The sequence below is a fragment of the Pseudomonas sp. LBUM1659 genome, assembly GCF_059716045.1.
This window is the reverse complement of sequence record NZ_CP166797.1, coordinates 4,403,199-4,426,003: the sequence shown is the minus strand read 5'-3', so window position 1 is coordinate 4,426,003 and position 22,805 is coordinate 4,403,199. Positions and strand designations below refer to the sequence as shown.

General features: G+C 59.0%; 18 protein-coding genes. 13 read left to right on the top strand and 5 right to left on the bottom strand.

The annotated features are described in order from the left end of the window. Positions 1-129: 129 nt before the first annotated feature. The 5 genes from ACA048_RS19940 to prpF all read left to right on the top strand — a co-directional run bounded on the left by ACA048_RS19940 (position 130) and on the right by prpF (position 6,959). Positions 130-846, top strand: a complete 717-nt coding sequence (locus ACA048_RS19940; RefSeq protein WP_494378030.1) for an FCD domain-containing protein — start codon at positions 130-132, stop codon at positions 844-846. Further along, positions 843-1,733: a methylisocitrate lyase gene (gene prpB / locus ACA048_RS19935; RefSeq protein ID WP_027922545.1), complete on the top strand. Its 891-nt coding sequence runs from the start codon at positions 843-845 to the stop codon at positions 1,731-1,733. The genes ACA048_RS19940 and prpB overlap by 4 nt, the downstream gene beginning before the upstream one ends. Before the next feature lie 42 nt (positions 1,734-1,775). Next, positions 1,776-2,903 carry a bifunctional 2-methylcitrate synthase/citrate synthase gene (gene prpC, locus ACA048_RS19930; protein WP_497625944.1) on the top strand — a complete coding sequence of 376 codons (1,128 nt, stop codon included), beginning with the start codon at positions 1,776-1,778 and terminating at the stop codon, positions 2,901-2,903. A 204-nt stretch (positions 2,904-3,107) separates the two neighbouring features. Next, entirely contained in the window at positions 3,108-5,702 is a 2,595-nt protein-coding gene (acnD, locus tag ACA048_RS19925; protein WP_497625943.1) for a Fe/S-dependent 2-methylisocitrate dehydratase AcnD, read from the top strand. A 66-nt stretch (positions 5,703-5,768) separates the two neighbouring features. Next, positions 5,769-6,959, top strand: coding sequence for a 2-methylaconitate cis-trans isomerase PrpF (gene prpF, locus ACA048_RS19920; protein WP_497625942.1), 1,191 nt, complete (start codon positions 5,769-5,771; stop codon positions 6,957-6,959). A gap of 154 nt (positions 6,960-7,113) precedes the next feature. Here the strand turns inward: prpF and ppsR are convergent, their stop codons facing one another. Continuing rightward, on the bottom strand, positions 7,114-7,932 hold the full coding sequence (gene ppsR / locus ACA048_RS19915) for a posphoenolpyruvate synthetase regulatory kinase/phosphorylase PpsR (protein WP_223516734.1): 819 nt from the start codon (positions 7,930-7,932) through the stop codon (positions 7,114-7,116). A gap of 174 nt (positions 7,933-8,106) precedes the next feature. On the opposite strand from ppsR, the gene ppsA reads away from it, so the two are divergent. The 8 genes from ppsA (at position 8,107) to ACA048_RS19875 (ending at position 16,163) form a co-directional block, all read left to right on the top strand. Then, entirely contained in the window at positions 8,107-10,482 is a 2,376-nt protein-coding gene (gene ppsA, locus ACA048_RS19910) for a phosphoenolpyruvate synthase (RefSeq protein ID WP_497625941.1), read from the top strand. Positions 10,483-10,574: 92 nt separating this feature from the next. Next, positions 10,575-11,564: an alpha/beta fold hydrolase gene (locus tag ACA048_RS19905; protein ID WP_497625940.1), complete on the top strand. Its 990-nt coding sequence runs from the start codon at positions 10,575-10,577 to the stop codon at positions 11,562-11,564. Positions 11,565-11,684: 120 nt separating this feature from the next. Beyond that, positions 11,685-12,176, top strand: coding sequence for a ribonuclease E activity regulator RraA (gene rraA, locus ACA048_RS19900; protein WP_497625939.1), 492 nt, complete (start codon positions 11,685-11,687; stop codon positions 12,174-12,176). A gap of 24 nt (positions 12,177-12,200) precedes the next feature. Further along, positions 12,201-13,196, top strand: a complete 996-nt coding sequence (gene cmaX, locus ACA048_RS19895) for a divalent cation transporter CmaX (RefSeq protein ID WP_497625938.1) — start codon at positions 12,201-12,203, stop codon at positions 13,194-13,196. 63 nt (positions 13,197-13,259) lie between these two features. Continuing rightward, entirely contained in the window at positions 13,260-13,508 is a 249-nt protein-coding gene (locus ACA048_RS19890) for a hypothetical protein (protein ID WP_007944521.1), read from the top strand. Position 13,509: 1 nt separating this feature from the next. Next, a complete protein-coding gene (locus ACA048_RS19885) occupies positions 13,510-14,334 on the top strand; it encodes a mechanosensitive ion channel family protein (protein ID WP_128606861.1) in 825 nt (274 codons plus the stop codon). Positions 14,335-14,421: 87 nt separating this feature from the next. Continuing rightward, positions 14,422-15,012: an RNA polymerase sigma factor SigX gene (gene sigX / locus ACA048_RS19880; protein WP_477805146.1), complete on the top strand. Its 591-nt coding sequence runs from the start codon at positions 14,422-14,424 to the stop codon at positions 15,010-15,012. 107 nt (positions 15,013-15,119) lie between these two features. Next, positions 15,120-16,163 carry an OmpA family protein gene (locus tag ACA048_RS19875; protein ID WP_497625937.1) on the top strand — a complete coding sequence of 348 codons (1,044 nt, stop codon included), beginning with the start codon at positions 15,120-15,122 and terminating at the stop codon, positions 16,161-16,163. A gap of 85 nt (positions 16,164-16,248) precedes the next feature. Here the strand turns inward: ACA048_RS19875 and cobA are convergent, their stop codons facing one another. From cobA to nirB, 4 genes are read right to left on the bottom strand one after another with little or no spacing between them, the layout of a single operon-like run. Continuing rightward, entirely contained in the window at positions 16,249-17,013 is a 765-nt protein-coding gene (gene cobA, locus ACA048_RS19870; RefSeq protein WP_497625936.1) for a uroporphyrinogen-III C-methyltransferase, read from the bottom strand. A gap of 10 nt (positions 17,014-17,023) precedes the next feature. Continuing rightward, a complete protein-coding gene (locus ACA048_RS19865) occupies positions 17,024-19,741 on the bottom strand; it encodes a nitrate reductase (RefSeq protein ID WP_497625935.1) in 2,718 nt (905 codons plus the stop codon). Next, positions 19,741-20,058: a nitrite reductase small subunit NirD gene (gene nirD, locus ACA048_RS19860; RefSeq protein WP_223516719.1), complete on the bottom strand. Its 318-nt coding sequence runs from the start codon at positions 20,056-20,058 to the stop codon at positions 19,741-19,743. Before nirD ends, ACA048_RS19865 begins: the two co-directional genes overlap by 1 nt. Then, complete coding sequence (nirB, locus tag ACA048_RS19855; protein ID WP_497625934.1) at positions 20,055-22,508, bottom strand: nitrite reductase large subunit NirB; 2,454 nt, start codon at positions 22,506-22,508, stop codon at positions 20,055-20,057. The genes nirD and nirB overlap by 4 nt, the downstream gene beginning before the upstream one ends. Positions 22,509-22,805: the final 297 nt, after the last annotated feature.

Genomic DNA, 22,805 nt, shown 5'->3' with positions numbered 1-22,805 from the left:
CCACTGTGCTGCTTTGTTAGGGTGCGGCCGGTTATTAGACGATTGTCGACAATATCGAATTAACCTTTGACTGCGCAGCCTGTTTTCGCTAGTTTTTGCGGAATCAGCTTTCAAGGTGTCGACAATATGTTGGGTCAACTGGATCCCCCGCTCACTGCCCAAGACGATTCGGAGACACTTTCCGAAAACGTCTTTCGGCGTATTCAAGCGGCCATCGTCAAGGGCGAGATCGCCCCGGGCAGCAAGATCTCCGAGCCGGAACTGGCGCGCACCTATGGCATCAGCCGCGGGCCGCTGCGTGAAGCGATCCATCGCCTGGAAGGCCAGCGCCTGCTGGTACGCATCCCGCATGTCGGGGCACGGGTGGTGTCGCTGAACCATGCCGAGCTGCTTGAGCTCTACGAAATCCGTGAATCCCTTGAAGGCATGGCTTGCCGCCTGGCCGCCGAGCGCATGACGCTCGAAGAAATCGACGAACTGCGCCGCGTCCTCGAAACCCACGAGCGTGACGAAGCGTTTCAGGCCGGACGAGGGTACTACCAGCAGGAAGGCGATTTCGACTTCCACTACCGGATTATCCAGGGCAGCGGTAACCGCACCCTGACGCAAATGCTCTGCGGCGAGCTGTATCAATTGGTGCGCATGTACCGCATCCAGTTTTCCACCACGCCTAATCGCCCGCATCAGGCGTTTGCCGAGCACCACCGAATTCTCGATGCCATCGCCGACCGTGACGGTGAGCTGGCCGAGTTGTTGATGCGCCGTCACATCGGCGCCTCCAAACGCAATATCGCCCGTCATTACCAGGACGGCGCTAACCCGACAGCCAAACGAGGTGAGTCATGAGTTTGAACAAGAGCACTCCAGGCCAGCGTTTCCGCGATGCGGTCGCCAGCGAGCATCCATTGCAAGTGGTCGGCGCGATCAACGCCAATCACGCGTTGCTGGCCAAGCGCGCCGGTTTCAAAGCGATTTACCTGTCGGGTGGCGGGGTAGCTGCCGGCTCCCTCGGCGTGCCGGACCTGGGCATCACTGGCCTGGATGACGTGCTGACCGACGTGCGTCGTATCACCGACGTCTGCGACTTGCCGCTGCTGGTGGATGTGGACACCGGTTTCGGTTCCTCGGCGTTCAACGTCGCCCGTACCGTGAAGTCGATGATCAAGTTCGGCGCTGCCGCCGTTCACATCGAAGACCAGGTCGGCGCCAAGCGTTGCGGCCACCGTCCAAACAAAGAAATCGTGTCGTTGCAGGAAATGGTCGACCGCATCAAAGCGGCCGTGGATGCGCGTACCGATGACAGCTTCGTGATCATGGCGCGTACCGACGCCCTGGCGGTCGAAGGTCTGGAGTCTGCCCTGGATCGCGCTGCTGCGTGCATTGAAGCCGGCGCCGACATGATTTTCCCGGAAGCCATCACCGAACTGGACATGTACAAGCTGTTCGCCAGCCGCGTGAAAGCGCCGATCCTGGCCAACATCACCGAATTCGGCGCAACGCCGCTGTACACCACCGAGCAACTGGCCGGTGCTGATGTATCGCTGGTGCTGTACCCGCTGTCCGCTTTCCGGGCGATGAACAAAGCCGCGGAAAACGTCTACACCGCGATCCGCCGCGACGGCACGCAACAGAACGTCATCGACACCATGCAGACGCGCATGGAGCTTTACGATCGCATCGACTACCACACCTTCGAGCAGAAGCTCGATGCGCTGTTCGCCGCGAAGAAGTAAGTCGAATAACTCCCTAATAAATTCAAGAAATTGGAGGCAGAAATGGCCGAAGCAAAAGTACTCAGTGGCGCCGGACTCCGTGGCCAGGTGGCCGGGCAAACCGCACTGTCCACCGTGGGCCAGTCGGGCGCAGGCCTGACCTATCGTGGCTACGACGTTCGTGAACTGGCGGCTGACGCTCAGTTCGAAGAAGTCGCCTACCTGCTGCTGTACGGCGAACTGCCGAGCCAAGCGCAACTGGACGCCTACGTCAGTAAGCTGAGCAAGCTGCGTGACTTGCCGCAAGCCTTGAAAGAAGTGCTGGAACGCATCCCCGCCGACGCCCACCCGATGGACGTGATGCGCACCGGCTGCTCGTTCCTGGGCAACCTGGAGCCGGAGAGCGATTTCTCCGAGCAACACGACAAAACCGACCGTCTGCTGGCCGCGTTCCCGGCGATCATGACCTACTGGTATCGCTTCAGCCACGACGGCAAGCGCATCAGCTGCGTCACTGACGAGCAGTCTATCGGTGGCCATTTCCTGCACCTGCTGCACGGTGAAAAACCGAGCGAGTTGCACGTCAAGGTGATGAACGTTTCGCTGATCCTCTACGCAGAGCACGAGTTCAACGCGTCGACGTTCACTGCTCGCGTTTGCGCTTCCACGCTGTCGGATCTGTTTTCCTGCATCACCGCCGCTATCGGCTCGCTGCGTGGCCCGCTGCACGGCGGCGCCAACGAAGCGGCGATGGAAATGATCGAGCGCTTCAGCTCGCCTGAAGCGGCGATCGAAGGCACCCTCGGCATGCTCGAGCGTAAAGACAAGATCATGGGCTTCGGTCACGCGATCTATAAGGACAACGATCCGCGCAACGAAGTGATCAAGGGCTGGTCGAAAAAACTCGCTGACGAAGTGGGCGACAAGGTCTTGTTCCCGGTCTCCGAAGCCATCGACAAGACCATGTGGGAGCAAAAGAAACTGTTCCCGAACGCCGACTTCTACCATGCCTCGGCGTACCACTTCATGGGCATTCCGACCAAGTTGTTCACACCGATTTTCGTCTGCTCGCGCCTGACCGGTTGGGCTGCCCACGTGTTCGAACAACGTGCCAACAACCGCATCATCCGCCCGAGCGCCGAGTACGTCGGCGCTGAACAGCGCAAGTTCGTGCCAATCGAACAACGCTGAATGGTGGGGATGCCTGCGCAGGTCACTGAATGAACCGGTGACCCTGTAGGAGCCGAGCTTGCTCGCGATGACGGACTGACAATCAATAGTGATGTTGACTGACACACCGCTATCGCGAGCAAGCTCGGCTCCTACAGAGGCTGGTTTGAATTCAGGGCTGTACCAGGCCCCACCCTTTGTAATTACCGTGACCGAGTCCTGACGATGAACACAGAATTTCGCAAACAGCTGCCCGGCAGCCATCTGGATTACTTCGACGTCCGCGCGGCAGTCGAAGCCATTGCCCCTGGCGCCTACGACACCCTGCCGTACACCTCGCGCGTGCTGGCGGAAAACCTTGTGCGTCGCTGCGACCCGGCCACGCTCACCGATTCCCTGAAGCAATTCATCGAACGCAAGCGCGACCTCGACTTCCCGTGGTTCCCGGCCCGCGTGGTGTGTCACGACATTCTCGGTCAGACCGCGCTCGTCGACCTCGCCGGCCTGCGTGATGCCATCGCCCTGCAAGGCGGTGATCCGGCGCAAGTGAACCCGGTGGTGCCGACCCAATTGATCGTCGACCACTCCCTGGCCGTCGAGCGCGGTGGTTTTGATCCGGAGGCGTTCGAGAAGAACCGCGCCATCGAAGACCGTCGCAACGAAGACCGTTTCCACTTCATCAACTGGACCAAGAAGGCGTTCAAGAACGTCGACGTGATTCCGCCAGGCAACGGCATCATGCACCAGATCAACCTGGAGAAAATGTCTCCGGTGATCCAGGTACGTGACGGCGTGGCGTTCCCCGACACCTGCGTCGGCACCGACAGCCACACCCCGCACGTTGATGCCTTGGGCGTGATCGCCATCGGTGTGGGTGGTCTCGAAGCCGAGAGCGTGATGCTCGGTCGTGCCTCCTGGATGCGTCTGCCGGAAAGCGTCGGTGTTGAATTGACCGGCAAGCTGCAACCGGGCATCACCGCCACCGACATGGTGCTGGCGTTGACCGAATTTCTGCGCAAGCAAAAAGTCGTGGGCGCATGGCTGGAGTTCTTCGGTGAGGGCGCCGCCGCGCTGACCCTGGGCGACCGCGCAACCATTTCCAACATGGCCCCGGAATACGGCGCTACTGCCGCGATGTTCTACATCGACCAACAGACCATCGACTACCTCAAACTCACCGGCCGTGAAGACGACCAGGTGCAACTGGTCGAGCACTACGCCAAGACCACCGGCCTGTGGGCCGACAGCCTGAAGGGTGCGCAATACGAGCGCGGCTTGACCTTCGACCTGTCCACCGTGGTGCGCAACATGGCCGGCCCGAGCAACCCGCACGCCCGCGTGGCGGTTTCCGATTTGGCCGCCAAAGGGATTTCCGGCCAGTGGGACGACGTGCCTGGCCAAATGCCGGACGGCGCGGTGATCATTGCTGCCATCACCAGCTGCACCAACACCAGCAACCCGCGCAACGTGATCGCTGCCGGCCTGCTGGCGCGTAACGCCAACAAGCTCGGCTTGACCCGCAAGCCATGGGTGAAATCGTCCCTGGCACCGGGTTCGAAAACCGTCGCTCTGTACCTGGATGAAGCCGGTCTGACCGTCGAACTGGAACAGCTGGGCTTCGGTGTCGTCGCTTTCGCCTGCACCACCTGCAACGGCATGTCTGGCGCACTGGACCCGGTGATCCAGCAAGAGATCATCGACCGCGACCTGTACGCCACCGCTGTACTGTCCGGTAACCGCAACTTTGACGGCCGGATCCACCCGTACGCCAAGCAAGCGTTCCTTGCTTCGCCGCCGCTGGTGGTTGCTTATGCCATCGCCGGGACCATCCGTTTCGACATCGAAAAAGATGTGCTGGCCGTGGTCGATGGCAAGGAAATCCGCCTGAAAGACATCTGGCCAAGCGACGAAGAAATCGACGCCGTGGTCAAGGCATCGGTGAAGCCGGAGCAGTTCCGTCAGGTCTACATCCCGATGTTCGCCATCCACGAAGACACCGGCCCGAAAGTTGCGCCGCTGTACGACTGGCGCGAGATGAGCACCTACATCCGCCGTCCGCCGTACTGGGAAGGCGCGTTGGCCGGGGCACGTCCGCTCAAGGGCATGCGCCCGTTGGCAGTGCTGCCGGACAACATCACTACCGATCACCTGTCGCCGTCGAACGCGATCATGCTGGACAGCGCCGCCGGTGAATACCTGGCGAAAATGGGCCTGCCGGAAGAGGACTTCAACTCTTACGCGACTCACCGTGGTGACCATCTGACTGCGCAGCGTGCCACCTTCGCCAACCCGAAACTGTTCAACGAAATGGTTCTGGAAAACGGCAAGGTCAAACAAGGTTCGTTGGCGCGTGTCGAGCCGGAAGGCAAGGTCATGCGCATGTGGGAAGCCATTGAAACCTACATGGAACGCAAGCAGCCGCTGATTATCATTGCCGGCGCCGACTACGGTCAGGGTTCGTCCCGCGACTGGGCAGCGAAGGGCGTGCGTCTGGCGGGTGTGGAAGCGATTGCCGCTGAAGGTTTCGAGCGCATTCACCGCACCAACCTGGTGGGCATGGGCGTGTTGCCGCTGGAATTCAAAGCCGGCACCAACCGTCACACCCTGGCCATCGACGGCAGTGAAACCTACGACGTGATCGGCGAGCGCACACCGCGCGCCGAACTGACGCTGGTGATCCATCGCAAGAATGGCGAACGCGTCGATGTGCCGGTGATCTGCCGCCTCGACACCGCTGAAGAAGTGTCGATCTACGAAGCCGGCGGCGTGTTGCAACGCTTTGCCCAGGACTTCCTCGAAGAATCGGCAGTCGCCGTCTGACACACGCTGTACGGACACGGGACTTTAAGTCCCGTGTCTGTTTTCAAGGTAAGGAGTAACGAGCACATGGCTCACGCAGCTCAGATCAAAATCCCTGCCACCTACATGCGTGGCGGCACCAGCAAGGGCGTGTTTTTCAGCCTGAAAGACCTGCCCGAAGTGGCACAAATTCCCGGCCCGGCCCGCGATGCCTTGTTGCTGCGCGTGATCGGCAGCCCCGATCCGTACGACAAGCAAATCGACGGTATGGGCGGCGCAACCTCCAGCACCAGCAAAACCGTGATCCTGTCGAAAAGCCTCAAGGCTGATCACGACGTTGATTACCTGTTCGGTCAAGTGTCCATCGACAAGCCTTTCGTCGACTGGAGCGGCAACTGCGGCAACCTGACGGCGGCGGTCGGTTCGTTCGCCATCAGCAATGGTCTGGTCGACGCCAGCCGCATCCCGTACAACGGCGTGGCCGTGGTTCGTGTGTGGCAAGCCAACATTGGCAAGACCATCATTGCTCATGTGCCGATCACCAACGGTGAAGTGCAGGAAACCGGTGATTTCGAACTTGATGGCGTGACCTTCCCGGCCGCCGAAGTACAGGTCGAATTCATGGACCCGGCGGCGGAAGAAGAGGGCGGCGGCGGTTCGATGTTCCCTACCGGCAACCTGGTGGACGACCTCGAAGTACCCGGCGTCGGAACCTTCAAGGCGACCATGATCAATGCCGGTATCCCGACGATTTTCGTCAATGCCGAGGACATCGGTTACACCGGCACCGAATTGCAGGGCGCGATCAACAGCGATCCGAAAGCGCTGGCGATGTTCGAGGCGATTCGTGCTTATGGCGCACTGCGCATGGGCCTGATTTCGAACCTCGACGAAGCGGCCAAGCGTCAGCACACCCCTAAGGTGGCCTTCGTGGCCAAGCCGGCGGACTACGTGTCGTCCAGCGGCAAGGCGATTGCGGCGGGGGATATCGACCTGCTGGTACGTGCCTTGTCGATGGGCAAATTGCACCACGCGATGATGGGCACGGCGGCTGTGGCGATTGGCACGGCAGCGGCGATTACCGGCACGTTGGTGAACCTCGCGGCAGGCGGTGTTGAACGCAACGCAGTGCGCTTTGGCCATCCGTCCGGCACGTTGCGTGTTGGCGCCGAGGCCAGTCAGGTCAACGGGGAGTGGGTCGTGAACAAAGCCATCATGAGCCGCAGTGCGCGGGTATTGATGGAAGGGTTCGTCCGCGTACCGGGCGATTCGTTCTAGCCCGGACACCAACCCCCTGTAGGGCCGAGCTTGGGGGCATTGGCTGAGGCCGTGTGATCGTTCATCGCGGGCAAGCCACGCTCCCACATTTGGCATACGTTCTCCTGTAGGAGCGTGGCTTGCCCACGATGGCGGTAGGACAGGCGGCGCAGAGTTACTTGAACCGCCGCTCCACCCCTTTCTCCACGAGGATTTTCGCGGAAATCTCTTCCACCGAAAAATGCGTGGAATTGATATGGGCAATGTTCTCGCGGCGGAACAGGTTTTCCACCTCGCGCACTTCAAACTCGCACTGTGCATAGCTTGAATAACGGCTGTTGGGCTTGCGCTCGTTGCGGATCGCGGTAAGGCGGTCCGGGTCGATGGTCAGGCCAAACAGCTTGTGCTGATGGGCGCGCAGGGCGCTTGGCAGGGTCAGGCGTTCCATGTCGTCTTCGGTCAGCGGGTAGTTGGCCGCGCGGATGCCGAATTGCATGGCCATGTACAGACAGGTCGGGGTCTTGCCGCAACGCGACACGCCGACCAGGATCAAATCGGCCTTGTCGTAGTAGTGCGTGCGTGCGCCATCGTCGTTGTCGAGGGCGAAGTTCACCGCCTCGATGCGTTCCATGTAATTGGTGTTGGCGCCGATGGAATGGGATTTGCCCACGGTGTAAGAAGAATGCTCGGTCAATTCCTGCTCAAGCGGTGCCAGGAACGTCGAGAAAATGTCGATCATGAAACCATTGGAGGTCGCGAGGATCTCACGGATGTCCTGATTGACGATGGTGTCGAAAATAATCGGCCGGAAGCCGTCGGTTTCAGCGGCTTTGTTGATTTGTTGTACCATGGCCCGCGCTTTATCCACGTTATCGATGTACGGTCGCGTGAATTTGCTAAAGGTAATGTTTTCGAACTGCGCCAGGAGGCTTTGACCCAGGGTTTCGGCCGTGATGCCGGTACCGTCGGAAATAAAGAAAGCAGATCGTTTCATTTGCACCTTGGGCCTTAAGCTAATGACGAATCTTGGATATGATAGGCGCGGTTTGTCGGCCGCCAGTGGCCCGCATTCTCACTTATTTTCCAGGTCCAGGCCATACAGCTGGCAAACGCTCCTTTGAGCAGCCGGCTTCTGAGCTTTTCCAACACAGTTAGTGGAGAGATCACCTTGGTAGAGTACGTAGTTTCCCTCGATAAGCTCGGCGTCCATGATGTAGAGCACGTAGGGGGCAAGAACGCATCCCTGGGCGAGATGATCAGTAACCTTGCAGGTGCCGGTGTATCGGTGCCCGGTGGCTTCGCCACGACAGCTCAGGCTTATCGTGATTTTCTGGAACTGAGCGGCCTCAACGATCAGATCCACGCCGCCCTCGACGCCCTGGATGTCGACGATGTCAACGCCCTGGCCCGTACCGGCGCTCAGATCCGTCAATGGATCATGGAAGCCGAGTTCCCCGAGAAGCTCAACGCCGAGATCCGCATTGCGTTCGCCGCGCTGTCGGCCGGCAACCCTGACATGGCTGTGGCCGTGCGCTCTTCCGCTACTGCCGAAGACTTGCCGGACGCGTCCTTTGCCGGTCAGCAGGAAACTTTCCTGAACATCCGTGGTGTCGAAAACGTTATTCGCGCCGCCAAAGAGGTGTTCGCTTCGCTGTTTAACGACCGTGCGATTTCCTACCGCGTCCACCAGGGCTTCGACCACAAGCTGGTGGCTCTGTCGGCTGGTGTTCAGCGCATGGTCCGCTCCGAAACCGGCACGGCCGGCGTGATGTTCACCCTCGACACCGAGTCGGGTTTCCGTGACGTGGTGTTCATCACCGGCGCCTACGGCCTGGGTGAAACCGTCGTACAAGGCGCGGTAAACCCGGATGAGTTCTACGTGCACAAAGGCACGCTGGCCGCCGGTCGTCCAGCTATCCTGCGCCGCAATCTGGGCAGCAAAGCCATCAAGATGATCTACGGCGAAGTCGCCACGGCCGGCAAATCGGTCAAGACCATCGACGTCGACAAGGCGGATCGCGCTCGTTTCTGCCTGAGCGATGCCGAAGTCAGCGAACTGGCCAAGCAAGCGATGATCATCGAAAAGCACTACAAGTGCCCGATGGACATCGAGTGGGCCAAAGACGGCGACGACGGCAAGCTCTACATCGTTCAGGCCCGCCCTGAAACCGTGAAGAGCCGCACCCAGGCCAACGTCATGGAGCGTTACCTGTTGAAAGAAACCGGCACCGTGCTGGTTGAAGGTCGCGCCATCGGCCAGCGCATCGGCGCCGGCAAGGTCCGCATCATCAAGGACGTGTCCGAGATGGACAAAGTCCAGCCGGGCGACGTTCTGGTTTCCGACATGACCGACCCGGATTGGGAGCCGGTCATGAAACGGGCCAGCGCCATCGTCACGAACCGTGGCGGTCGTACTTGCCACGCGGCGATCATCGCTCGCGAACTGGGCATCCCGGCCGTGGTCGGTTGCGGCAACGCCACTCAGCTGTTGAAAGACGGCCAGGGCGTGACTGTTTCCTGCGCTGAAGGCGACACCGGTTACATCTTCGAAGGCGAACTGGGCTTCGACATCAAGAAAAACTCCGTCGATGCCATGCCGGACCTGCCGTTCAAGATCATGATGAACGTCGGCAACCCGGACCGCGCCTTCGACTTTGCACAACTGCCGAACGCAGGTGTGGGCCTGGCCCGTCTGGAATTCATCATTAACCGCATGATCGGCGTTCACCCGAAAGCGCTGTTGAACTACGACGGTCTGCCGCAAGACATCAAGGACAGCGTCGACAAACGCATCGCCGGTTACAACGACCCGGTCGACTTCTACGTCGACAAGCTGGTCGAAGGCATCAGCACCCTTGCTGCAGCGTTCACGCCGAAAAAAGTTATCGTGCGTCTGTCGGACTTCAAGTCCAACGAATACGCGAACCTGATCGGCGGCAAGCTCTACGAGCCGGAAGAAGAAAACCCGATGCTGGGCTTCCGTGGTGCTTCGCGTTACATCAGCGAAGCGTTCCGCGATTGCTTCGAACTCGAATGCCGCGCCCTCAAACGCGTGCGCAACGAGATGGGCCTGACCAACGTTGAAATCATGGTGCCGTTCGTTCGCACCCTGGGTGAAGCGAGCCAGGTGATCGATCTGTTGGCCGAAAATGGCCTGGCCCGCGGCGAGAACGGTCTGCGCATCATCATGATGTGCGAATTGCCATCCAACGCGATCCTCGCTGAAGAGTTCCTCGAATTCTTCGACGGCTTCTCGATTGGTTCCAACGACCTGACTCAGCTGACGCTGGGCCTGGACCGTGACTCCGGGATCATCGCTCACCTGTTCGACGAGCGTAATCCAGCGGTCAAGAAGCTGCTGGCAAACGCCATTCAGGCCTGTAACAAGGCTGGCAAATACATCGGCATTTGCGGTCAGGGCCCTTCGGACCACCCGGACCTGGCCAAGTGGCTGATGGAGCAGGGCATCGAAAGCGTTTCTTTGAACCCCGATTCCGTACTGGAAACCTGGTTCTTCCTGGCTGAAGGTCAGACTTCGGCTTGATGTGAATGAAGCCCCGGTCAAGTGGCCGGGGCTTTAAGACTCAAGTAGGGCGGGCTCCAATTGGATGCCGCCCTTTTTTGTGCAAGAGCATTATGCAAAGCAGCAGCAACCTATTTCCTGTCGCCCTGATCAGCGCCGAACGACGCGGCGATCTGAGCGAAGATGTTTATCGATTGAAACCGGCCAACAGCCCGGACCCTAGCGTCGAGCTGGCCGTTACCCGGCTGGGCATGGCCGATGGACCGGCGGGGCGCGGTGTGCCGGTGATTCTTTTGCACGGCAGCTTCTCCAATCGGCGCTTCTGGTTTTCCCCGAAAGGGCTGGGGTTGGGTGCTTACCTGACGCGTCTGGGATTCGACGTGTGGATCCCGGAAATGCGCGGCCATGGCCTGTCCCAGCGTAACCAGGACTACCGCAAGAACCGTGTCGCCGATTACGCTCGTTACGATCTGCCTGCCATTGGCGCGTTTGTGCGTGAGCAAAGCGGTCAGGTTCCGCACTGGATCGGTCACTCACTGGGCGGAATCACGCTGGCAGCGGCGTTGGGCGGTGAGTACATCGGAGAGCCTGTGGTGGCGTCTGCGGCCTTCTTTGGGGTGCAGGTCAGCCGGACCTACTGGCCATTGAAAATTCCACCGGTGGAATGGAGCGGGCGTTTTATTCTCAAACGCTTTGCACAGCTGTCGGGATCCCGGCTCAAGCGCGGCCCGGAGGACGAGCCGATTGGTCTGGCCCTGGAAAGCATGCGCTGGTACGGCTTGTTTGGGCGATTCGGCGATGCCGACAAGGACTGGTGGGCCGGCTTGGCCAGCGTTTCCATGCCGGTGTTGGCCGTGAGCGCTGTTGGCGATCATCAGGACCCGGCGTGGGCGTGCCGCAAACTGTTCGACCAGATAGGTTCCGAGCACAAGCAATTCATCAACCTCGGTCGCGAACAGGGCTTTGGCGACAATTTTGGTCACGTTGAAATGCTGGTCAGCAAAGCCGCTCAAGCCGAAGTCTGGCCGTTGGTGGCGCGTTGGCTGGGCGATCAACAGACACCTTTGATGGGCGACAAGCCGGATCTGGCCACGGCAGTTTGAGCCCGATGCTCTAACAAGGGCATTCCGCTCTGTTCGGCTTGCGGCTAAGATATGACGCATTGAGCTATTTTGGTCACGTTCGACACCCTCGATTGTCTTCCTCTTTACAGGAGTTTCTCGATGAACCATTACCTCACGCCTGACCTGTGCGACACCTATCCGGAGCTGGTGCAGGTGCTGGAACCGATGTTCAGCAATTTTGGTGGCCGTGATTCTTTCGGCGGCGAAATCGTGACCATCAAGTGCTTCGAAGACAACTCGCTGGTCAAGGAACAAGCCGAGCTCAAGGGCAATGGCAAGGTGTTGGTGGTCGACGGTGGCGGTTCCCTGCGTCGTGCGCTGCTGGGCGACATGATTGCCGAGAAAGCCGCGAAAAACGGTTGGGAAGGGCTGGTGATCTACGGTTGCATCCGTGACGTCGACGTCATTGCACAAACCGATCTTGGTGTTCAGGCGTTGGCCAGCCATCCGATGAAAACCGACAAGCGCGGTATCGGCGATCTCAACGTAGCGGTGACCTTTGCGGGCGTGACGTTCCATCCGGGCCATTACATTTATGCGGACAATAACGGCGTGATCATTTCGCCAAGCCCGCTGAAAATGCCTGAATAAGCCAACACCAACAAAGGGATGCGGATGTTCGAGGAAGAAAACGCGCAGTGGGGCCTGGTGCATGCCCTGGTGCTGGACGGTAAAGGCGGTGCGCGTTCGATAGCCCGGACTGAGCTCGACGACTTGCAGCTACAGGCCCATGAAAGCCTATGGCTGCACTGGGATCGCAGTCATCCGCAAACCCAGACCTGGCTGCGTAAATCCAGCGGTCTGAGTGAATTCAGCTGTGACCTCTTGCTCGAAGAAAACACCCGACCGCGTCTTCTACAGCTTTCGGACAGCGAACTGCTGCTATTTTTGCGTGGGGTCAATTTGAATCCCGGCGCAGAACCGGAAGACATGGTCTCGGTGCGAATCTTCGCCTCGGCCCAGCGCGTTATCTCCTTGCGTCTGCGACCCTTGCGCGCAACCGATGAATTGCTGGCGCAACTCACCGATGGCAAAGGGCCGAAAACCGCCTCCGAACTCGTCCTGTATATGGCGCAGTACCTCACCAACAAAGTGCAGGATCTGGTCAGTTGCCTCTCGGAAGTGGTCGACGAGGAAGAAGAAAAACTGGATGCCGACGAACGGTATACTCCCGAGCACGGCGCCATTTTGCAGATTCGTCGCAGAGCCGCCGCGCTGAAACGATTCCTTGCGCCACAGCGTGATATTTTCGGACAACTGACGCGGATCAAACTGCCCTGGTTTGTCGAAGACGATGGCGATTACTGGAACGAATTGAACAACAGTCTGACCCGCTACCTGGAGGAGCTGGAGTTGACCCGGGAGCGGGTGGGACTGGTCCTTGAGGCAGAAGACAGACGCTTGAGCGTGCGCATGAACCGCACGATGTACCGTTTCGGGATCATCACCGGGATCTTTTTGCCGATGAGTTTTCTGACCGGTCTTTTGGGGATCAACGTGGGTGGCATTCCGTTCTCTGCCAGTCCCTATGGCTTCCTGATTGCGTGCCTGATGATGGTCTCGGTGGCGCTCGGGCAGTGGTGGTTATTTCGACGTTTGCGCTGGGTCTGAGAATGAGTCATGTGACCCGAGCAAATTTGACCGCGTCTTTCACAGACATCACGAGAGGTGCGTATGCACGATCCGTTTGAACAGTCTTTGCGCGACATGCTCAATGCATCACCGTCCACCCGGGACGACGACGCGTGTCTTGGGCGTGTACTGAAAACCGCCAACCGCCAGGTCGGCGCTGGTGATCTGTTCAGCCTGCTGGGTCGCTGGTTGCCCGCGCTGATGATTGCCCTCAATAACGGCTCGGCCCACGTCTCGCCGGTGTCCCGTCACCGTAAACCTACCGTTCGCACTGCTGATAAGGCTGATTAATATGGAACTTGATCTCTGGACTCAGAGCCTCGTCACTGCAATGACTGCGTTATGGACCAAGGTTGCGAACTTCATTCCGAACCTGTTCGGCGCACTGGTTGTGCTGCTGTTGGGTTTCGTCGTGGCGAAACTTTTGGACACTTTATTGTCCAAGTTGCTCGCCAAGCTGGGGCTCGATCGCCTGATGGGCGGCACCGGGCTGACTAAGCTGTTGTCCCGCGCCGGTCTTCAAGTACCGATCTCGACCCTGATTGGCAAAATTGTCTATTGGTTCGTTCTGCTGATTTTTCTGGTTTCTGCCGCAGAATCTCTCGGACTTGAGCGAGTTTCAGCTACGCTGGATATGCTGGCTCTGTATTTGCCGAAGGTATTCGGCGCGGCGCTGGTGTTGCTGGTGGGTGTTTTGCTGGCGCAACTGGCCAATGGATTGGTGCGCGGCGCAGCAGAAGGCGTAGGACTGGACTACGCTTCAGGGTTGGGACGAATTGCGCAAGGGCTGGTGATTATCATCAGTATTTCGGTTGCGATCAGCCAATTGGAGGTCAAGACAGACCTGCTCAACCATGTGATCGTCATTGTATTGATTACCGTTGGTCTGGCGGTTGCGCTGGCCATGGGGTTGGGAAGCCGGGAAATCGCCGGTCAGATTCTTGCGGGAATCTATGTGCGTGAGCTCTACCAGGTTGGGCAACAAGTGCGTATTGGCGAGGTTGAGGGGCAGATCGAAGAGATCGGCACGGTTAAAACTACATTGCTGACCGATGAGGGTGAGCTAGTCTCTCTCTCGAATCGGATTCTCCTGGAGCAGCATGTAAGTAGCCGCTAACCCGGCAAACCCTGCTAACGTATGCCGCCGCAAAATGCCCTGAAAGGGCTGCGGCGGACATTGACCTGACTGTCGGCCCGACTTGTTTTGAATAAAGCTCAATCGCTCTCCACGCGCTACGACCCCCGCGAGCTCTCTGATGAGGAGTTGGTCGCGCGCTCGCATACCGAGCTGTTTCACGTAACACGCGCCTATGAAGAATTGATGCGGCGTTACCAGCGAACATTATTTAACGTTTGTGCCCGATACCTTGGGAACGATCGCGACGCAGACGATGTCTGTCAGGAAGTGATGCTGAAGGTGTTATATGGCTTGAAGAACTTCGAGGGGAAATCGAAGTTCAAGACGTGGCTATATAGCATCACGTACAACGAATGCATCACACAGTATCGAAAGGAACGGCGAAAGCGTCGCTTGATGGACGCCTTGAGTCTGGACCCCCTCGAGGAAGCATCTGACGAGAAGATGCCGAAACCTGAGGATAAGGGTGGACTTGATCGCTGGCTGGTGTATGTAAACCCGATTGACCGGGAAATTCTGGTGCTACGTTTTGTCGCAGAGCTGGAATTTCAAGAGATCGCGGATATCATGCATATGGGTTTGAGTGCGACAAAAATGCGGTACAAACGTGCTCTTGATAAATTGCGTGAGAAATTTGCAGGCAGTGCTGAAACTTAGTTCAGCGCAAATATCTCTTACGTGTAGGCTAGTTCTGATAGACTAGCCGCCGAGTTGTCCCCCGGTTTGAGGGACTGCTTTACAATCACCAGATGGGGATTTAACGGATGAAACTGAAAAACACCTTGGGCTTGGCCATTGGTACTCTTATTGCCGCTACTTCGTTCGGCGTTCTGGCACAAGGCCAAGGCGCAGTTGAAGGCGAGCTCAACTACGGGAAAAAGTACAACGACAGCGTTAACAACGTTGAAGACGGCTACACTCCTGGCGCCTCCATCGGTTACTTCTGGACCGACGACGTTTCTATCAACCTGACCTACAACGCGGACAACTACACCCGTTCGAACAACGGTACTGGTTCTCAGAAAATCCGCGGTGACTACGAAGGTCTGAACGCTCAATACCACTTCAACAACGCTGGCGACGCTCTGCGTCCTTACGTTCAAGGTGGTGTTAAGCACGGCAGCATGACCAACGTAGCCGCTGACGGCCACACCGGTCGTGACCAGTCGACTTTTCTGACTGCTGGCGCTGGCGTTAAGTACTACTTCGTTGAAAACGTCTTCGCCCGTGCTGGCGTAGAAGCTGACTACAAACTGGACAACGGCCGTTGGGACTACATCCCATCCATCGGTCTGGGTGTGAACTTCGGTGGCGGCAACAAGCCAGTCGCTGCTGCTCCAGCTCCAGAAGTCTGCTCCGACAGCGACAACGATGGCGTGTGCGACAACGTTGACAAGTGCCCAGACACCCCAGCCAACGTAACTGTTGACGCTGATGGCTGCCCGGCAGTTGCTGAAGTTGTTCGTGTTGAGCTGGACGTGAAATTCGACTTCGACAAGTCGGTAGTCAAGCCAAACAGCTACGCTGACATCAAGAACCTGGCTGATTTCATGAAGCAGTACCCAGCCACCAGCACTACTGTTGAAGGTCACACTGACAACGTCGGTCCTGACGCTTACAACCAGAAACTGTCCGAGCGTCGTGCAAACGCCGTTAAGCAAGTTCTGACCAACCAGTACGGTGTTGAATCGACTCGCGTTCAGTCTGTTGGCTACGGCGAATCCCGCCCAGTTGCTAACAACGATACCGCTGAAGGTCGTGCTGTAAACCGTCGCGTAGAAGCGCAGGTTGAAGCTCAAGCTAAGTAATTAGCCCGCAGCTCTGAGAAAAGCCCGGCTTAGGCCGGGCTTTTCTTTGTCTGCGATTTGGTGAAATGGGGTGATTCAGTCAGTTTTACGCTGATTGATCGGCCGTCATCGCGGGCAAGCCACGCTCCCACAAGGATCTAGTTCCGTAGGTTGCGACCGCGCCAATCACCAGGATGGCCGGGCTTTTCAGTTCGAAGGCACAGGCATCTGCCTCCATCGCCTTTAAGCTGCTCCGGCATTCCCGTTGATGCGGCAACGATGCATTTTCAATCATCGCTACCGGCGTATCGGCTGCCATTGCGCCAGCCAGCAGTTGCTCACGGATCTCGCTGAGCTTTGCCACACCCATGTAGATCACCAGTGTCGTGCCACCTTGGGCCAGCGCCTGCCAGTTAAGGCTGCTGCCATCCTGAGTGTGGGCGGTCACCAGCGTTACCCCTCGTGCCACGCCGCGCAGGGTTAGCGGAATATCGCATTGCGTCGCGCCAGCCAGCCCGGCAGTGATGCCATTGACCAGCTCAACCTCGACACCACGTTCGCGCAACCACTGTGCTTCTTCACCCCCACGCCCGAAGATGCACGGGTCGCCACCCTTGAGCCGAACCACGCATTTGCCGTGACGGGCATAACGCAACATCAAACGATGAATGAATTCTTGCGGAGTAGAGCGACAGCCACCGCGCTTACCCACAGGAATAATCCGCGCGCCGCAGCAGTGCTCCAGCACCGCGTCGTTGACCAGATCGTCGATCAGCACCACATCCGCTTCTCTCAACGCCCGAACGGCTTTGAGCGTCAGCAATTCAGGGTCACCGGGACCCGCACCCACCAGCCAGACTTTTGCGCTCATAGTGTTTTCCTCACGAGATGGCGGCTTGCGGCTGCGCGGTGGCGGCCAGCAAACGCTTGATTTCCGGGACGCAGGAACCGCATTGCGTGCCGCAGCCCAATTCTTGTTTCAACCCCTGCAAGTCCAGGCCACGACGAATGCCGGTGCAGACCGCGTTTTGGCTGACGTTTTTGCAGTTGCACAGGGTTTTGTTGCCGGTCGCTTCGGCGTCGACCTGGCCCGGCGGGGCACTCAGTGGCGCGAGCAGCCAGCGCCGTAGCTGTTGATCGGCGCGACCTTCGAGCCAGAGGTTCTGCAGCCAGTGTCGGGCGAGGGTTTCACCCGCCAAACGGATCGTAGTGATCCGGCCGTTTTCGATCCGCACCCGCTTACCGATGGAGCGTCGTGGGTCGTCGTAGGCCAGGACCGGGCCCTCATTGAGCCCCAGGCATTGATCGATTTCCCGTAGCAGTTGCGGATCTGGCGCGGTGGGGCTGGCAGCGCGTATCAGCAGCGCAGGGCGCTCACGGCCAGCAAGGCTGAGGCTGACGTAGGAAAACGTCTCGCAGAGGGGGCGTAGAGTCTCAAAGTGCTGTTGGACATCGCCCTCAATCAGCGCGAAAAGGTGCCAAGGCAATTGGACCGGTTCGAGGCGTACGCCACTGTGTTTAAGCTCCGGTTGTTTCGACAAAGGGTCGAAGGCGGGGAGCGTGAGGGTGTTTATGCCACCCTTAAGAAAGCGGTCACCAAAATGCATCGGCAAAAAGGCTTGGCCCGGACGCACACTGTCATCACTGGTCACCGGCACGATCACTGCGCCGCGTCGGCTTTTCAGGCTGATCAGATCGCCCGTTTGCAGGCGATGCCGGCGCAGTTCATCGGGGTGCAGGCTCAACACGGCTTCGCTGACATGGCCGAACAGCTGCGCCGCGGTGCCGGTGCGGCTCATACCGTGCCATTGATCGCGCAGGCGACCGGTGATCAGCGTCAGCGGGAAGCGTGCATCTCGTTGTTCCTTGGCGGCGCGATACGGATCGGCCACGAAATGCGCACGGCCACTGGCAGTCGGGAAAATACCATCCAGATACAACCGGGCGGTGCCTGCGCTAGAGCCCGTAGTAAAAGGCCATTGTTGCGGACCGATTTTGTCGATTAGCGCGTGGCTGATTCCAGACAAATCCAGATCGCGGCCGCGCGTCAGCTGTTTGTATTCGTCGAAGACCTGCGCCGGGGTTTCAAAAGCAAACAGGCTGGCCGCTTCCGGGCGCAGACGTTTCTCCAGACGCTGTGCGAAATCCACCGTGATCGCCCAGTCAGGACGCGCTTCACCCGGTGCGACGATCGCCCGGCGGACGTGGGAAATCCGTCGCTCGGAGTTGGTGACCGTGCCGTCTTTTTCCCCCCAACTGGCGGCGGGCAGCAGCAGATCGGCGAACGCAGCGGTTTCGGTGGTGCGGAACGCCTCCTGCAACACCACGAATGGGCAGGTCACCAAAGCAGCGCGCACGGCAGTCTGATCGGGTAGGGACTGCGCGGGGTTGGTACACGCGATCCACAAGGCTTTGATCTTTCCGCTGCTTACCTGCTCAAACAACTCGATCGCGCTCAGCCCCGGGTTTTCAGGCAGGTGATCAACGCCCCAGTAAGCCGCCACCTCGGCACGGTGCTGCGCATTGGCGGCGTCGCGATGCCCCGGCAGCAGGTTGGACAGACTGCCAGTTTCGCGCCCGCCCATGGCATTTGGCTGACCGGTCAACGAGAAAGGTCCTGCACCCGGACGGCCAATTTGCCCGGTCGCCAGGTGTAAATTGATCAGTGCGCTGTTTTTTGCGCTGCCGGCGGTGGACTGGTTCAGCCCCATGCACCACAACGACAGAAAACTCGGTGAAGTACCGACCCACTCAGCGCATTGCTGCAGTTGTTCAATACTGATTCCGCACAACTGCGACACCATCTGCGGTGTGTAATCGCGCACCAGGCTCTTCAGCTCAGCCAGGCCTTCGGTATGAGCCTTGATGTAGTCGCGGTCGACCCAGTCTTCCCACAGCAGCAGGTGCAAAATCCCATGGAACAAGGCGACATCGGTCCCCGGAAGAATCGCCAGGTGCAGGTCAGCCAAATCGCAAGTGTCGGTGCGACGCGGGTCGATGACGATGACTTTCATCTGTGGTCGGCGGGATTTGGCTTCTTCGAGGCGGCGAAACAGTACCGGGTGGGCGTAGGCCATGTTGCTGCCGACGATCATCACGCAATCGCTCAGTTCCAGGTCTTCATAGCTGCACGGCGGCGCATCGGCGCCCAGGCTGCGCTTGTAGCCGACCACCGCCGAGGACATGCACAGCCGCGAATTGCTGTCGATGTTATTAGTGCCCACCAGCGCTCGCGCCAGTTTATTGAAGGCGTAGTAATCCTCGGTCAGCAACTGCCCGGAAATGTAGAACGCCACGCTGTCCGGGCCGTGCTCGGCAATGGTTTGGGCAAAAACGCTGGCGGCATGATCGAGGGCGGTGTCCCAGTCGGTGCGGCCACGCGCCAGGCCTTTGCCGAGGCGCAATTGCGGGTACAACGCCCGCGCCGTCAAGTCGCCGGTCAAATGCAGGGTTGATCCCTTGCTGCACAATTTGCCGAAGTTGGCCGGGTGTGCCGGATCGCCGCTGACGCCGAGGATGCGCTCGCCGTCATGCTCGATCAGCACGCCACAGCCGACCCCGCAGTAGCAGCAGGTGGACGCGGTGATCTGACGGTCCATCAGCCTGCATCCCGCAGGGCCAGCATCACTCGGCCATTTTCGACCCGCGCCGGGTGGTGATGGGCGCAGCCGATGTCCGGGGCCTGGGCTTCACCGGTTTCCAGATCGATCTGCCAGTTGTGCAGCGGGCAGGCCACACGCTTGCCATAGATCAAGCCTTGGGACAGCGGCCCGCCCTTGTGCGGGCAGCGGTCGTCGAGGGCGAAAACCTCATCGTCGCTGGTACGAAAAATCGCGATGTCACCTTTTGGGCCGGCGATGATCCGCGAGCCCAAGGCGTTGATCTCTTCCAGTGCGCAGATATCCAGCCAGTTCATGCCAGCACCTCCAGGTTTTTCACGGGAATGACGTCGAATTCTTTTTTCAGCAGCGGCTGTTCAATGCGTTCTTTCCACGGATCCTGTTCGAACGACAGAGAGAATTGCAGGCGATCATTGAGCGCCTTGCGTCGCTCCGGGTCTTCCAGCACGGCTTTTTTGATGTGCTCCATGCCGACCCGTTGCAGGTAATGCACGGTGCGCTCGAGGTAGAAGGCCTCTTCGCGATAGAGCTGCAAGAACGCGCCGTTGTATTCGCGCACCTCTTCAGCGGTTTTCAGTTTCACGAAGAACTCGGCGACTTCGGTTTTGATCCCGCCGTTGCCGCCGATGTACATCTCCCAGCCGGAGTCGACACCGATGATGCCTACGTCCTTGATGCCCGCTTCCGAACAATTGCGTGGGCAACCGGAGACCGCCAGTTTCACTTTGTGCGGCGACCACATGTTGAACAGGTCATGCTCCAGTTCGATGCCCAACTGCGTGGAATTCTGCGTGCCGAAACGGCAGAACTCACTGCCGACGCAGGTTTTCACGGTGCGGATGGATTTGCCGTAGGCGTGGCCGGACGGCATGTCGAGGTCCTTCCAGACGCCCGGCAGATCCTGTTTCTTGATTCCCAGTAAATCGATGCGCTGACCGCCGGTGACCTTGACCATCGGTACGTTGTACTTGTCGGCGACGTCGGCGATGCGTCGCAATTCCGAAGGGTTGGTCACACCACCCCACATCCGCGGGACAACCGAGTAGGTGCCGTCTTTCTGAATGTTGGCGTGGGCGCGTTCGTTGATCAGGCGCGATTGCGGGTCGTCCTTGGCTTCCCCCGGCCAGGTGGAAATCAGGTAGTAGTTGAGCGCCGGGCGGCAAGTGGCGCAGCCGTTCGGGGTGCGCCAGTTCAAGTAGCTGATGGTCCCGGCGATCGTCAGTAAATGCTGATCGCGGATGGCTTGGCGGATTTGCCCATGGTTGAGGTCGCTGCAACCGCAGATGGCTTTTTCGCTTTTCGGTTTGACGTCTGCCGCGCCGCCCACGGTGTTGATCAGGATCTGCTCGACGAGGCCGGCGCAGGAACCGCAAGAGCTGGCAGCCTTGGTGTGTTTTTTCACCTCGTCGACACTGAACAGTCCGTGCTCCTGGATTGCCTTGACGATGGTGCCTTTGCACACGCCATTGCAGCCGCAGACTTCGGCGGTGTCGGCCATGCTCATGGCTTTATCCTGACCCTGATGTCCTACGTCGCCCAACGCGTTTTCACCAAACATCAGGTGATCGCGGATCTCGCCAATGGCGTGATTCTCACGAATCTGCCGGAAATACCAGCCGCCATCTGCCGTATCGCCGTACAGACAGGCGCCGACCAGCACGTCATCCTTGATCACCAGTTTTTTGTAGACCCCGCCGATCGGGTCGGAGAGGGTGATGGTTTCCGTGCCTTCGCCGCCCATGAAGTCGCCGGCGGAGAACAGGTCAATGCCGGTGACTTTCAGTTTGGTCGACGTCACCGAGCCTTGATAACGGGCGAAGCCCAATTGTGCGAGGTGATTGGCGCAGACCTTGGCTTGCTCGAACAGCGGCGCGACCAGGCCGTAGGCGATGCCGCGATGGCTGGCGCATTCACCGATGGCGTAGACCCGTGGGTCGTAGGTTTGCATCGTGTCGTTGACCAGAATCCCGCGATTGCAGGGAATGCCGGATTTTTCCGCGAGCTCGGTATTGGGGCGAATGCCGGCGGCCATTACCACCAGGTCGGCGGGAATGATGTCGCCGTTCTTGAATTCAACCGACCCGACCCGGCCATTACCGGCATCGTGCAGGGCCTGGGTTTGTTCGCACAGGCGAAAGTGCAGGCCGCGTGCTTCCAGGGCGGTTTGCAACAACTGGCCACTGGTCTTGTCGAGTTGGCGCTCCAGCAGCCATTCGCCGAGGTGCACCACGGTCACGTGCATGCCGCGCAGCATCAGGCCGTTCGCGGCTTCCAGACCGAGCAAACCACCGCCGATGACGACGGCGTGTTTATGGGTCTTGGCGGTGTTGATCATCGCCTGAGTGTCGGCGATGTCGCGGTAGCCGATCACACCCTGCAAAGTGTTGCCGGGGATTGGCAGAATGAACGGGGTCGAGCCGGTGGCGATCAGCAGCCGATCATATTCAGCCTCGCTGCCGTCTTCGGCGATGACACGACGTTTGACCCGGTCGATCTCCACCACTTTGCGGTTGAGCAACAGCTTGATGTTGTTGTCCAGGTACCAGTCGAGGTCGTTGAGCACGATCTCTTCGAACGTCTGCTCACCGGCCAGTACCGGCGACAGCAGGATGCGGTTGTAGTTGGTATGGGGTTCGGCGCCGAAGACCGTGATGTCGTAGAGCTCATTACTCAGCTTGAGCAGTTCTTCCAGGGTGCGAACCCCGGCCATGCCGTTGCCGATCATCACCAGTTTTAGTTTTTTCATCAGGTTCTCCGGGGAGCTCCGACCTGCCTCATCAGGGCTTCAGGTCTGGCTCGACAAATTTTGCGCAAACAAAAAAGGCGTCCCGCTAGTTGCCTAGCGAGGACGCCTTTGTCCTGGTCCCGTTCTCTCGGGAAGCGCAACCTTCGTCGTTGAAGGCCGGGCTTTATGTGTGGTGAAAAGGGTAATGCAGTGGTTGTGCCAAGTGCTTCAGGTGGCCGGTTTTATTGGGCTTTGTCGAAGACTTGAAATGTGAAAGGAGCGTTTTCGCCCCGAATCAATGCACGATGCTCGCAATTG